13 protein-coding genes and 1 pseudogene are annotated in these 13,022 nt (G+C 48.5%); 9 read left to right on the forward strand and 5 right to left on the reverse strand.

The annotated features are described in order from the left end of the window. Positions 1–8: 8 nt before the first annotated feature. The 3 genes from NMQ00_RS02750 (at position 9) to NMQ00_RS02760 (ending at position 4,910) form a co-directional block, all read left to right on the forward strand. A complete protein-coding gene (locus tag NMQ00_RS02750; RefSeq protein ID WP_255177822.1) occupies positions 9–1,718 on the forward strand; it encodes a methyl-accepting chemotaxis protein in 1,710 nt (569 codons plus the stop codon). 1,312 nt (positions 1,719–3,030) lie between these two features. After that, positions 3,031–4,251 (forward strand): ABC transporter permease family protein, encoded by a 1,221-nt coding sequence (locus NMQ00_RS02755; protein WP_255177823.1) that lies wholly within the window; start codon positions 3,031–3,033, stop codon positions 4,249–4,251. Next, positions 4,248–4,910: an ABC transporter ATP-binding protein gene (locus NMQ00_RS02760; RefSeq protein ID WP_255177824.1), complete on the forward strand. Its 663-nt coding sequence runs from the start codon at positions 4,248–4,250 to the stop codon at positions 4,908–4,910. Before NMQ00_RS02755 ends, NMQ00_RS02760 begins: the two co-directional genes overlap by 4 nt. 194 nt (positions 4,911–5,104) lie before the next feature. On the opposite strand, the gene NMQ00_RS02765 is transcribed toward NMQ00_RS02760, so the two are convergent. Beyond that, positions 5,105–5,527, reverse strand: coding sequence for a DUF1801 domain-containing protein (locus tag NMQ00_RS02765; RefSeq protein ID WP_255177825.1), 423 nt, complete (start codon positions 5,525–5,527; stop codon positions 5,105–5,107). After that, entirely contained in the window at positions 5,527–5,883 is a 357-nt protein-coding gene (locus NMQ00_RS02770) for a DUF2200 domain-containing protein (RefSeq protein ID WP_255177826.1), read from the reverse strand. The genes NMQ00_RS02765 and NMQ00_RS02770 overlap by 1 nt, the downstream gene beginning before the upstream one ends. Before the next feature lie 142 nt (positions 5,884–6,025). On the opposite strand from NMQ00_RS02770, the gene NMQ00_RS02775 reads away from it, so the two are divergent. Continuing rightward, positions 6,026–6,478 carry a MarR family winged helix-turn-helix transcriptional regulator gene (locus NMQ00_RS02775; protein WP_255177827.1) on the forward strand — a complete coding sequence of 151 codons (453 nt, stop codon included), beginning with the start codon at positions 6,026–6,028 and terminating at the stop codon, positions 6,476–6,478. An 8-nt stretch (positions 6,479–6,486) separates the two neighbouring features. After that, positions 6,487–7,008 carry a spermidine/spermine N(1)-acetyltransferase gene (locus NMQ00_RS02780; RefSeq protein WP_255178664.1) on the forward strand — a complete coding sequence of 174 codons (522 nt, stop codon included), beginning with the start codon at positions 6,487–6,489 and terminating at the stop codon, positions 7,006–7,008. Here the strand turns inward: NMQ00_RS02780 and NMQ00_RS02785 are convergent. After that, positions 6,983–7,669, reverse strand: a complete 687-nt coding sequence (locus tag NMQ00_RS02785) for a haloacid dehalogenase type II (protein ID WP_255177828.1) — start codon at positions 7,667–7,669, stop codon at positions 6,983–6,985. The genes NMQ00_RS02780 and NMQ00_RS02785 overlap by 26 nt on opposite strands. 106 nt (positions 7,670–7,775) lie before the next feature. Between NMQ00_RS02785 and NMQ00_RS02790 the strand changes: the two genes are divergently transcribed. Continuing rightward, positions 7,776–8,372 carry an FMN-binding negative transcriptional regulator gene (locus NMQ00_RS02790; protein ID WP_255177829.1) on the forward strand — a complete coding sequence of 199 codons (597 nt, stop codon included), beginning with the start codon at positions 7,776–7,778 and terminating at the stop codon, positions 8,370–8,372. A gap of 50 nt (positions 8,373–8,422) precedes the next feature. Here the strand turns inward: NMQ00_RS02790 and NMQ00_RS02795 are convergent, their stop codons facing one another. Together NMQ00_RS02795 and NMQ00_RS02800 are read right to left on the reverse strand one after the other, a co-directional pair. Further along, a complete protein-coding gene (locus NMQ00_RS02795) occupies positions 8,423–9,043 on the reverse strand; it encodes a YesL family protein (protein ID WP_255177830.1) in 621 nt (206 codons plus the stop codon). A gap of 27 nt (positions 9,044–9,070) precedes the next feature. After that, complete coding sequence (locus NMQ00_RS02800; RefSeq protein WP_255177831.1) at positions 9,071–10,195, reverse strand: GntR family transcriptional regulator; 1,125 nt, start codon at positions 10,193–10,195, stop codon at positions 9,071–9,073. A gap of 367 nt (positions 10,196–10,562) precedes the next feature. On the opposite strand from NMQ00_RS02800, the gene NMQ00_RS02805 reads away from it, so the two are divergent. From NMQ00_RS02805 to NMQ00_RS02815, 3 genes and pseudogenes are all read left to right on the forward strand, one after another. After that, a complete protein-coding gene (locus NMQ00_RS02805) occupies positions 10,563–10,721 on the forward strand; it encodes a hypothetical protein (RefSeq protein WP_255177832.1) in 159 nt (52 codons plus the stop codon). 101 nt (positions 10,722–10,822) lie between these two features. Further along, the gene (locus tag NMQ00_RS02810) at positions 10,823–11,758 is read left to right on the forward strand and encodes an IS30 family transposase (RefSeq protein ID WP_255177644.1); all 936 of its coding nucleotides are present in this window, start codon (positions 10,823–10,825) and stop codon (positions 11,756–11,758) included. Positions 11,759–11,768: 10 nt separating this feature from the next. Continuing rightward, positions 11,769–12,974 (forward strand): annotated as a pseudogene (locus NMQ00_RS02815) (ABC transporter substrate-binding protein); the annotation flags it as partial. Between the last annotated feature and the right edge of the window lie 48 nt (positions 12,975–13,022).

A 13,022-nucleotide genomic window follows, 5' to 3' on the forward strand; every position in this document is an offset into this window, starting at 1 on the left:
GGATGATCATGAAAAATTTAAGTATGTCTAAAAAGTTTGCGGTGCTCATCACTGTGTTCATCGCGACGCTCGTCATTATCGCGGCGCTCAGCCACGTCTTTATAAGCAGGATGGCCGACGCAGGAGAAGAAATTTATGAGGAGCGGTTGTTACCAATTAAGGCACTCGGTCAAGTTCGGACGGACAACCGTGCGCTTGAAGGTTATGTACTCGAGTTGATGTTAGCAACCGAAGAAAGTCGTAACGCGGAACTCCAAGAAAATATTACGGAGCGACGAGACAGCATGGTCGAGAATTTAAGGTTGTTCAATGAGAACTTCGCGTCGACAGATGTTGACATGCAACAACAAGTCACAGATTTGAATACGTTGATTACGACGTATTTGGAACGGATTGATATCGTCTTGCAACCGGCAATCAGAAACGAGAATACAGCAGCCTATCGCCAATATGTCAGCGAGCTACGCCCGATTCGCCTCGCCCTCGTCGAAACGGCGACGGTCGTCATGGACGGCATCAACCAAGAAGCTGAGACGGCAAGCACGACGATGCAGAACGAGCGGACGGAATCGGTCACATTGTTCTGGGTGCTCGTCGCCATCGGCGCGCTCATCTCAATCGGGCTCGGCGTCTATATCACGCGCCTCATCGTCCGCCCGGTCCGTGAGTTGAATGGACTCATGAGCCGTGCTGGGGCCGGTGATTTGACGGTCGACAGCACGTACACGTCGCGCGACGAGATCGGGTCGCTCGCAGCATCGTTCAACGACATGAAGGACAGTCTTCGCGATTTGATCGGCAACGTCACGTCGACGGCGGGACGCGTCGCGACGTCATCGGACGATTTGAAATCGAACGTCGAAGAGACGACGAAAGCGACAGAGATGGTCGCCGTCACGATGGAAGAGATCGCGTCAGGTTCGCTCCGTCAATTGACGCGGGTGAAAGAATCGAGCAGTACGCTCACCGAACTGACGAACGGGATTCATCACGTCTCGGACAGTGCCCAACACATGACCGAACTGTCGGACGGGGCACTTCAAAAAGTCGGGACTGGCAATGAGTTGATTGACACGCTCGAGTCACAGCTCGAGGCGATGAACGAAAAAGTGAAGGCGTTGCAGACGGTCATCGGCCAGCTCGACGTCCGCTCGCAAGAGATCGGCAGCATCACCGGTACGATTTCAGGTATCGCCGAACAGACGAACTTGCTCGCCTTGAACGCGGCCATCGAAGCGGCCCGAGCTGGCGACCACGGACGCGGTTTCGCCGTCGTGGCCTCGGAAGTGCGGAAACTCGCCGAAGAGTCGGCCATCGCGACGAAACGGATTTCCGGTTTGATTGGAGACACGCAGACAGAGACGAAACAAGCCGTCCAAACGATGCACGTCGTCGAGAGCGAGATGGGTCACAGCGTCACGAACGTCCAACAAGCGGGCGTCGCGTTCGAGGACATCAAGCGGGCGATCGAAGAAGTCGGACAAAAAGTCGAGGAAGTGTCAGGTGCTGTTCAAGAGATGGCAGCCGGGGCGACCGAGATTCTGACGTCCGTGAACGAGATCCAAGGCATCACCGAGACGACCGCGACTGAAACCGAGAACACCTCGGCGGCGACGGAAGAACAGATGGCATCGATGGAAGAGATCACGGCCTCGGCCCAAGAGCTGTCGAACATGGCAGACGAAATGCGTCAAATGACAAAACGATTTAATGTGTAACAAACAGGCAGGTCGCCATCGACCTGCCTGTTTTACGTTCTTAGTACTTGTTCCGTGTGCCGTTTTAAAGAAACATAGCTGTTCAGGGACCGTGGTCATCATCTAAATAAATCTATCAGGCGAGGGGCACGCGATGGGTCAATTTCCCATAGGTAGTTAGTAATGATGCCGAAAATACTTTTTATGTAAAAATAACCATTTTGTAATAATTTGCTATCTGTTGATTGAATCTAATCTAAATTATGGTAGATTGAGACTTGTATCACAGCTTCACGCTACAAAATAACAATAGGAAAGAAGGAATGCGTTATGAAAAAGAAGACAAAACAGTTCACGAGCTCAGCTTTAGTAGTCGGCACGATTTTATTAGGCGCAGGGTCTGCATCAGCAGCAACTTTCGGTACTGCATCTAGTGGAGCATCTTCAGTAGAGTCGTTTCAAATCAAGTACAATGGCGAGGCTTGGAACTATAGTAGCTCGAAGTATAAGTCTACTTCGTTTAAATACACGCGAAATAGTAGAACTCTACTAAGTAAAACGGCCTACAGCAGCAAAGTATCGGGTTCTGTGTGGGACGATTTAAGATGGGGAGACAAGTACACTACATACTTTAGTTGGGCCCGTGGTGCACTAAAGTAAGGCTTCTTGATTTAGGTTTTTTTTAAAGTAGATGAGATGAATTAGGCCCGTCAGGTATGTTCCTAGTAGGGCCTGATTTTGAGCTCATACAACGTGATCAATGTATATCTCACTGGAGTGCTATCTTACTTTTTTTGATTATAAATTATAACTTACGGTTTTTTTTAGCTAGGTAGTTGGTGTTTATTAATACGTGATACCATAAATTTATAAATGCCATCTTTAAGGAGTAGGTTATGAAATATTCTCTATTTAGATTTATCGATGTTTTTGAATCTTTTTCCATCTATCTCTTTTGTTTTGTTGTAAATTTGATATTTGCTTATGTACAAACTGTGGATTTAGGGGATTCTTTTATTTTAATGTCATTTATTGAAAGTATTGTCGACTATCAATTTATTATAAGTATTCTGCTTACCTTTATTATGATGGTCTTTCATTATCAATTTTTAAACCGGAGAAAAACAGAAATAGCCTGCCGAATACTTGTGGGAGACACAAAGGAAAAAATCATCATCCGATATATTTTGAACAGTCTGGCCATATTGACCTTCAGCTTTTTGTTATCTCTATCATTGAACTATTATTTAAATTTGAATGTAACCAGCAATCTCTACTTGGTAATGCTGTTTATTGTATACATATTAATTAGTGCAGGTCAGGTGAAAAGAGAATGAGAATCTTACACTTTTTTATAACTAAAATCTTTTTAAAGAGATGGATACTTGTTTTTGCAATGATCCTATTGCTTTTCCTAGCGAATTACCTGTCGTTTAGTGCCACTCGTTCAATTATCTCAACGTTTCAAGGCTATCAAGAAATAGAAACGCTAAATCGAGAAGGCAATTATATAGCTAACCTCAATCCAGATAGTGAAGCGGATTTTGATCGATTTGATGTAGAAGATACACAACGGCTATACGGCTATTTGAACGACAATTATACATATGCTCTGCAGGCCGATGGTTTTACGACTTCATTGGACAATGAACATGATATGGAAGCTACTTTCAGTTACATCAATGAAGAGGCTTATAAGATCAATCAATATAAATTATCTGAAGGAAACCATTTAAATTTTGATTATCAATTCAACAAAGAACAAATATCTGTTTTGATAGGTGCCGGTCTGGCTTCGACCCATCCTGTGGGGTCAACGATTGAGACCACCGATCCTGTCACTCAACAAAAAGTCGATTTAAAAGTTCAAGGGGTCTTGAAAAAGAATACACACCGTTCTAATTTTTATGCGCCCAATTCAAAGAATTATTTCAACTTTTCAATTCTCCTACCGGTTAACGAACAATTTATCCAAAGTGCGGGCCTTGACCTCCACGTGAATGGTTTGATGGATATAGTGCTTTTGGATTCTACAAAAGAGGAAGCGACGAAATTGAGTGAACAGATCCAGAAGAATTTAGGGTTAGACTTTAACTTCTTCAATCAACAAGAGAACTTTACTTATTTTGAAGATTATTACGTGAGTTCATTAAAAATTATTTCTGCGATTACTGGGGTTTTGCTCATTGTCATCGTTTGTTTGGCTATCTGGAATACATTGATAAGTGTCCGATTAATGATTAAAGATTTTACAGTCAATTTATTAGTCGGATTGAGCTATTCCAAACTGAGAAGCATTTTTTACAGTTACTTCGGGATCTTGTTTTCGATCAATCTAGTCATCTTGTTTGCAATCACTGCTTTCAATAGATACGGGTTTTGGTTAAGAAAAGACTCGATTTTTGCTACGTACGGAATGTTTGGCTTGATCAGTATGGATTGGATCGCCTTACTAGTTGTTCTATTCATCGACGTTATCATTGCGTTCATGATTGTAGAAATTGCGCTTAAAAAAATTAAAGGCATTCCGATCTCGGTGGGGGTTATGAAATGAGTAGTGTCATCAAGCTAGAAATCCAAAAAAAAACGTTTAAGAAGAAAGGTTTTTCGATTTTAAATGATTTCGAGTTGGAAGTTCAACCTGGTGAAAGAGTTTCGATTATCGGGGAGTCTGGAGTTGGTAAGTCTTCGCTGCTCAATATTATCGGTTTACTTGACACACAATACGAAGGAAGTTATGAGCTCTTTGACTCATCTGTGAAGGATTTATCGCGAGATAAATTGGCTGAATGGCGTAATCAAAAAATTGGGTTTGTACTTCAAGAGTCGGCACTGATTGATTCCTTGACCATCGAGGATAATATTAAACTACCCCTTATGTACGCAAACATCGAAAAAGATCCGAGTGTCCAAGAACACTTTAAGCGAATTGTTAACAAAATAGGAATTGAGTCCATTTTGAAAAAGAAACCGCTTGAGTGTTCGGGTGGACAACGATCAAGAGCCGTCTTTGCTAGGGGGGTCATCATGAATCCTCAAATCATTTTATCGGATGAACCGACGGCGTCACTTGACTCAAAGAACAAAGAAAACATCATCGATTTACTTTTTGAGATGAATAAAGAATTCAATACGACCGTTATTACCGTAACGCATGATTTAGACGTAGCCAATCGTCATGGACGAGTAATTACTCTCGAAAGGAGTGAATAAAATGGGATTTTTTGCAATGGTCATCTCCTTTATACTCGGTATATTCTTAACCGTTATTGGCTTTGCTCGCAGAAAACATAACTTGTTGTACAAACTTTCAATAGTACTCGGGATTGCTCTCATTGTGTTTGCGGTGTATCTAGCAAGGCCCCAATAAGAAAACGAACAGGCAGGTCGCCATCGACCTGCCTGTTTTAGCGTGACTCGTAAGCCGCAATCCATTGCTCGGGCGTCATCTTCGAGACGAGTTCACCCATCAACTCATATGGGATATGCTTCACGTTTTTGAAGCGGATACAGCTCTTGCCCATGTCGAGCTTCGTCGGCACTTGGGCGGCGTAGGACTCCTCGAACCAGCGGAGCAACTCCGGGTCACTATAGACGCCCATATGATACACGGCGACGTGGTTCTTTTGAGCGATGACACTCAAAAACGGGAGCGGGGTGCCCGGCGTGACGTGATACCCGGACGGATACGTCGATAGCGGGACGACGTAGTGGATACCTGTGCCGTCGGTCGTCTTCTCGAACCCGTCCGGTAGGTGTTCATCGATGACGTCAATCAAACGGATGAAAGCGTCGAGCCGCTTGTCGTCGACGAGTGTCGTATAGTCCATCAGACGTCACCTCCCCGTAAAATCTTCGCCATCGCCTTGCCTTTGGCCAGCTCATCGATGAGCTTGTCCAAATAACGGATCTCGCGCATGAGCGGCTCCTCGACGTTCTCGACGCGGACGCCGCAGACGACGCCTTTGATCAAGGCGCGGTCCTCGTTCATATGAGGTGCGGTGGCGAAGAACGTGTCAAAGTCGACCTCGGCTGCAAGTTGCTGTTCAAGCCCGGCCTCGTCATAGCCGGTCAACCAGCGGATGATCGTGTCGACTTCGTCTTTCGTCCGTCCTTTTCGTTCGGCTTTCGCGACATAGAGCGGATAGACGCTTGCGAAGCTCGTCGTGTAAATGCGGTGTGCCATGAGATCCCCTCGTTTCGTGGAATGATACCTCTATTTTCTCACACAAGCAAAGCTCATACGCATAATATTTTTTGTTGCAAATGCAACTAAATGCATTATACTGAACGTAACGTATTGTAAATACAACAATCAGGAGGATTGTATGAGAGACCAGTTACGTGAAATCGGGATGATTGCCCGTGCCCTCGATTCGATCAGCAATATCGAATTCAAAGAGCTCGAGCTGACGAAAGGGCAATATTTATATTTGGTCCGGATTTGTGAAGAGCCGGGCATCATCCAAGAGAAGCTCGCCGAACTCATCAAAGTCGACCGGACGACGGCGGCGCGAGCGATTCAAAAGTTGGAGACGAACGGGTTGATCATCAAGCAGGACGACCCGCACAACAAGAAAATCAAACGGCTCGTCCCGACCGAACGGGGCAAAGGACTGTACCCGGTCATTATCCGCGAGCACGAACATTCGACGGACGTCGCGCTCGCCGGGCTGAGTGACCAGGAAGCCGAGCAGCTGCTCCGGCTATTGAAGCGGGTCCGCCACAATATCGAAGGGGACTGGGACGCGGTGAAGAAAGGAAAGAAACGAGACTACTAGGGGGAACAATCATGATCACCATCAAAGCTTGCACAATCGAAGACGTTGACGCACTTCGCACCATCAGTATCGAGACGTTCACGGAGACGTTCGAAGCCGAGAATGACCCGGCGCATCTGGCCGCGTATCTCGAGCGGGCGTACAACATGGCGCAACTTAAAAAAGAGCTTTCGAATCCAGACTCACAGTTCTTCTTCGCCATACTCGACGGGGAAGTGGCTGGTTACTTAAAAGTGAACGCCAACAACGCCCAGACCGAGGCCATGGGCGAGGAGACGTTCGAACTCGAACGGATCTATGTGCGACGCGCCTTCCAAGGAAGTGGCGTCGGGAAGGCGTTGTATGACCAGGCCATCACGTGCGCGGGTGAGCTGAACAAACGTGAAATCTGGCTTGGCGTCTGGGAACATAACCATAAGGCACTCGCCTTTTACCGAAAGCACGGCTTCGTCCAGACCGGGGCGCACACATTCTATATGGGCGACGACGCCCAAGTCGATTTGATTATGGCCAAGCCGCTTCGTCCGTGACCCATTCCAGTATCCCGGACAAATCCTCATAGACGGCGTCAGGAGCCAGGTCGGGCATGTCGACCGGTTTGCCGTTACGATTGATCCAGGCCGTGTGGAACCCGAAGTTTTTCGCACCGGCGATGTCCCAACCATTCGAGGATAGAAACAGTACCTCGTCCCGCTTCAACCCGCTGTTCTTGAACCAGTGCATGTAGGCGGCCGGTGACGGCTTGGCTTTTTTGATGCCGTCGATGCTGACGAGTTCGTCGAACAGGTCGGTGAACCCGGCGTTGTGGATGAGTTCCTCGAGCATCGCGTCCGTCCCGTTCGAGAGGACGATGGTCTGTTTATGATGCAGCTGGTGCAAGACGTCCGCAACTTCTTCATATGGCGACAGCTTCGCATATGTGGCAATCAATGCGTCCTCGGTCTCGGCCGTCCACGTCACTTCGGCCGCCGACAAGGCGTACCGGAGCGCGTCGCGCGTGACGACGGAGAAGTCCTCATAACGCCCCATGATGTGGCGGGTAAAGAAGTAGTCGAGCTGTTTCGTCCGCCACGCCTGGCTAATTTGTTCACCTTTTCCGGGGAACTGTTCGTCACACGCCGTCTTGACGGAATGCACGTCGAACAAGGTCCCGTATACATCGAACACGAACGCTTTAATAGTTGGTTTCATGAAATCCCTCCTCAGTAAAATTTCGTCACCTACTCTTTACCCTAGTTGGCGTGAATTATACGGAGGGATCCAGTCAGTTGATGAAGGACAAGACAGGAGGAAGACGATGTACGTCCCAAAACTATACGCCGTGAACGATCCGAAAGAAGTCCACGCATTTCTGAAGGCCCACCCGTTCGGCACCGTCGTCACGCATGACGGACAGAAGCCGATCGCGACGCACGTGCCGCTCCGTTTCCATGAGGAGGAGGGGCACGTCTGGTTTACGACACATGTCGCCAAAAACAATCCGCAGTGGCGGTCGATTGAAGACCAGACCGTGCTCTTGATCGTCCAAGGGCCGAACGCCTATGTGTCCGCATCCTGGTACGGGCACGAGGACGTATCGACGTGGAACTATCAGGCGGTGCATGCATACGGACAGGCGACGATTATGAACGAGGCACAACTCGAGGAAGAGTTGGAGGGACTGCTTCAAGACCATGAAGGAGACCGCGAGCATGCCGTCGTCTGGGAGGAACTGTCGGAGCCGGTGCAACGGCAGAAATATGGCGTCGTCGGGTTCCGCATCGACATTTCGGAGATGCAGGCGGCGTTCAAGCTGAGCCAGAATCGAAACGAGACGGATTATACACGGATCGTCTCCGAGCTCGAGCAAACTGGGTGTCCGATGGCAGATGTGATGCGAGAACATAAAAAATAACCCTTTTCCCCGTCTGTGCGATTTAAACGCAGATGGGGGAAGGGTTTGTTTCATGAAGATTCAATGTCGACATGGTGGCTCGTGATGGCGCGATCTAACTGGTGGAGGTACAGTTTCATCGTTAAAAACACGATGAAGGAAAAGCCGAACAACAAATAGAGCGGAGACCGATATGCGAGCATACCAAGCGCTGTGAATAACAAGAGCGCGAGCACGACAATATAGCCGTATCGCATGATGCTGAATAACGCCAACTTCAAGGCATCCATCGTCTTCATCTCGTAGTGCGTCAAAATCGGAAATAGAAATAACGATAGGGAGACGAAGACAAATCCAATCACGAACAGACCGGTGAAGAGAATCGTCTGCCCGGTGTCGATTTGACGAATGAGCAAAAAGTCGATCAACAAGACGAATACAAACAAGGTCCAGGCTATACCGAGTTTATAATGACGGCGCACCCCTTCATTAAAGAAGCGGAAGTAGGCGCGGAACACGCTGTAGTCTTGGTTGACCGACCATTGCCGTGTGACGGCATGTAAGGCGTACAAGGCCGGGAACAAAGTGATGACAGGCAGAATGGTCAGTAAGAAGACCACGTTCAGTTGCACCAGGCTGGTGACAAATTCGAGCGCTTGGAATAGCTTGTTATGTTCATGTTTTAAATTCATGAGGACCTCCAAGAAGTTAGCAGGGAATCAGCCTAATTTAGATTCGAGACGGTTATAGGGTGCAGTCGAGTTACGCACGATCAATTCAGGTTCATACGTATGTGACGGCGGCGTGTCCTTTTTCTCGACAGCTGCGATGATCCACTCGGCTGCGGCACGACCCAATTCTTGCTTCGGGTGGATGATCGAAGTCAGTTTCACCTCTGTCGCGACGGCAAGCACCGAGTCGTCATATCCGACGAGTGAGACGTCTTGGGGGACAGAGAGGCGTAGATTTCTCAACTGGTCCAACACGCTAAGGGCGAGTTGGTCGTTATAACAGACGATCGCGCTCGGCCGTTCGTCCGCGTTCTCGAACACTTGATGAATCACGTCATAAAAAGAAGGCACAAGTTCTTCTGTCGTATACGTTATAATTAATTCTGGCTCTAAGGGAAGATTGTATTCCCGGAACGCGCGTATGAAGCCGCGCATCCGATGGACCCCTTGAAGGTCATCTGTTTTGAAGAGTCCCATGATGCGCTCATGGCCAAGTTTGATGAGATGTTCGGCAGCCAAGAATCCGCCTTTCTCGTCATCCATGATCAAATAAGGAGGCGTCAACTGCGAATAGTACTGGTTAATCATCAAATACGGCGTATGCTGTTGTTCGAGCTCTAAATAATATTTGATATTCGGATTGTAGCTACTGCTCTTCGTCGGCTCGACGATCAACCCATCAATTTGACGATCTAACATCATCTCGAGACATTGCCGTTCTTTCTCGACGTTGTTATCCGTACAAGATAAAGTCAACGTGTATCCTTTTGAAGCCAAGTGAGATTCAATCCCCCGGATAATAGACGGGAAGATATAATCAGACATGTAGGTCGTGATGACCCCGATGTTTTTACCATTGCCTAAACGTTCAATCGTCTGGGGGGTCGAAGTCGGAAGGACGGGGGAACAATACGTGCCCGAGCCTTGTTCACGGTAAAGATAACCTTCATTCACTAATTCTCCTACAGCTTGTCGAATCGTATGACGGCTCACTCCAAATGATTGGACCAATTCATTTTCAGAAGGAATTTTTTCACCGGGTCTTACCGTTCCATCTTTTATCCATTCAAGAATATGATCTTTGACCATATTGTACTTTGTGCGTTGTGCCATCTGGCGTCCCTGCTTTCTCTCATGTACGTCGAACAACTCATACGTACAAGATATGATCTTACTTCCATATTAACAAACAAATGTACCGTTTACTATGAATAAGCAAAAAAAGCATCTGAATTTTCTATGAATATGTACGGATGAAATATAAAAATACATAAAAATCAAATTGACATGTACGAACGTGTGTAATAGACTCGAATTGTACAGAAAACGCTTTCATTACCAATCATATCGGTTTATTGGCTAGTAAATGTATAGTGTTGTGTGGGCTTCATTATACAGTTTGCTTTTTTATTTAACTCAACATGTACGTACATCTTTATCATGCTTTGCACATGAATATAAATTGATGGAGGAATTCACAATGAATCGTAAATCGAAAAAAATGTTTGCGTTGACGATGTCAGCACTGATGACAACTTCTTTAGCGCTCGCCGGCTGTTCGGGAGACGAGGCAGGCGCGGATGGAAAAGTTGAACTGACATTTATGTTCCGTGGAAATCCAGAAGAGGATGAATTATAAAATTAAGTGCAACACCCAAAAGTGAACACAAAAAAAGCCCACAGCGACGTCCTCGTGTAGAATGAAGTCACCACAACACACATTCAGACGGAGGAATCGCTATGAGCTACACCCATCTTACCACAACGGAACGCGTGAAAATAGAGACGTATCTGGAGCTCGGGATGTCCATCCGGTCCATCGCGAGACGGATCGGGCGACAGCCATCGACCGTCTCGCGGGAGATCAGACGGAACCCCGGCTACGAATCGGGACGTGCCCAGAAACGCTACGAGAAGGCGAAGACCAACTGTGGCGCCAAGACGAAACTCGACGACACGATGCGCCGGACGATCGTCGAGAAGCTGCGTGCGACCTGGTCCCCGGAACAGATCGTGGGACGGCTCTTCAACGGAAAGCTCGCCTTCTCCACCATCTACCGTTGGATCTATGCGGGACGGATCGACGTGCCCCTGACCGTGCTCCGCCAGAAAGGGAAACGTCAAAAGCCGACCGAGACGCGCGGACGCATCAACGTCGGACTCTCCATCTCGCAACGACCGCCAGAGGTCAGGGGGCGCCGGACGTTCGGGCACTGGGAGCTCGACACCGTCGTCTCCGGACGAGGGAAGTCGAAGGCGTGCGTCGCGACGTTCATCGAGCGGAAGAGCCGGTTCTATCTCGCCCTGCCGATCGCGGACCGCACCGCGGCCTCGATGGAGGGGGCGATCCATGCGGTGCACGTCGCCTTCCCGGACGGCACGTTCGAGACGGCGACGACGGACCGGGGCAAGGAGTTCAGCGGTCACGAGCGCATCCAGGCGTCACTCGGTGTGCCGATGTATTTCGCCGACCCGTACGCATCGTGGCAACGGGGAAGCAACGAGAACGCCAACGGGCTCCTGCGCGAGTTCTTCCCGAAAGGAACGGACTTCGCGCAGGTGGCGCATGACGAACTCGCGGACGCGCTCACCAAGATCAACGGGCGGCCGAGAAAATGCCTGAACTGGAAAACCGCACACGAGGCCTTCACCGAGGAAGTGTTGCGCTTAATTTGACAAACCGTCAGAGTTAAAAGCCTACCAAGCAACAGTAAAACGTTTTGAAGAAGCCAACAAAGATGTGAAAGTGACGATGGTCCAAACGGCCCCGGATCAGTATGATACAAAACTCAAATCGGCCATCGCAGGTCGGAAAATCCCGGACGTCTTCTTCTATAATCCTGCCCAAGTGAAGGCCTATGTAAACTCGGGTGTGCTCCTCGACATCACCGAAGCGGTTGAAAATTCGGAAGACGTCAAGCTAGACGACATTTGGGAGAAAGGTGTCGACAAATATCGCTTCGATGGGGAGACGCTCGGAGAAGGGGCGATTTACGGACTACCGAAAGACTTAGGTCCGTTCGCACTCGGCTACAACAAGACGATGTTCGAAGATGCGGGCATCCCGCTCCCGGATAAAGACAAACCATATACATGGGATGAGTTCGTGGACGTGGCTAAACAGTTGACGAAAGACACGAACGGTGACGGCAAGATGGATCAGTACGGCACTGGTTTCAACGTGAACTGGGCCCTTCAACCGTTCGTCTGGAGTAACGGGGCCGACTGGATCAATGAAGATGGTACGAAAGTGACAATCGATGATCCGAAGTTCATCGAAGCGTTGCAATTCTTCGTCGATCAACAGTTGAAACACGGGATCACACCGTCAATCGGCGAAACACAGACGCTCGACACGTACCAACGTTGGCTGAAAGGACAACTCGCCTTCTTCCCGGTCGGACCGTGGGATATGGCGGCATTCAAAGAACAGTTGAAATTCGAGTACGACTTACTTCCATGGCCAGCCGGTTCGACTGGTAAAGCGTCAGGATGGGTCGGGTCGCTCGGGATTGGCGTAGGTTCGACGACGGAACATAAAGAGGAAGCGGCAGAGTTGGCCATGTACTTGTCTGCGGACCAAGAAGGGCAACAAGCGCTCGTAGACGCGCAAGTCCAATTGCCGAACAGTGTGGAAATCGCAGACAACTGGGCAGCGGACACGTCGATCAAACCAGACAACAAACAAGAATTCCTTGATTTAATCAACGACTATGGCCGCGGCTTCCCGGCTGAGAAGACATACACGGCAGAATGGTATGACGAGTTCTTCAAAAACATCCAGCCTGTGCTCGACGGTAAAACGTCGGTCGAAGACTATGTGAAGACGGCGCAGCCGAAAATGCAGAAATTGCTCGATGCGGCGATCGCACAAGAGGAACAGGCGAACTGATCAGAGAGTCGAAACGGAGGTGGCGATGTTCGCCACCTGCGTCTCTGA

This window comes from Exiguobacterium aurantiacum, assembly GCF_024362205.1.
GTDB lineage: Bacteria > Bacillota > Bacilli > Exiguobacteriales > Exiguobacteriaceae > Exiguobacterium > Exiguobacterium aurantiacum_B.